The organism is Rugamonas rivuli (genome assembly GCF_009380165.1).
In the GTDB taxonomy this organism is placed as follows: domain Bacteria; phylum Pseudomonadota; class Gammaproteobacteria; order Burkholderiales; family Burkholderiaceae_D; genus Rugamonas; species Rugamonas rivuli.
In genome coordinates, this window is the sequence record NZ_WHUF01000026.1 from 1 (window position 1) to 302 (window position 302).

2 rRNA genes are annotated in these 302 nt (G+C 49.0%); both read right to left on the reverse strand.

The window, feature by feature from the left end:
* A 5S ribosomal RNA gene (rrf, locus tag GEV01_RS30590) occupies nucleotides 1–80 on the reverse strand; the annotation flags it as partial.
* Nucleotides 81–207: 127 nt separating this feature from the next.
* Nucleotides 208–302: ribosomal RNA gene (locus tag GEV01_RS30595) — 23S ribosomal RNA — on the reverse strand; the annotation flags it as partial.

Consider the following 302-nt stretch of genomic DNA (forward strand, 5'->3'; position numbering starts at 1 on the left):
GCACTATCATCGGCGCAGAGTTGTTTCACGGTCCTGTTCGGGATGGGAAGGGGTGGGACCAACTTGCTATGGTCATCAGGCATTGACTTGTACGAGCGACGCTTTCAGCGGCGCTCCGAATCTGGAAAAAGTAAGTAATGGGGTAATGAAGTTGTATCAACGAACGTTTCAACGCACTTCTCATTCACCATAACCTGCTAAGGTTATAGGGACAAGCCGTACGGGCAATTAGTATCAGTTAGCTTAATGCATTACTGCACTTCCACACCTGACCTATCAACGTCCTGGTCTCGAACGACCCT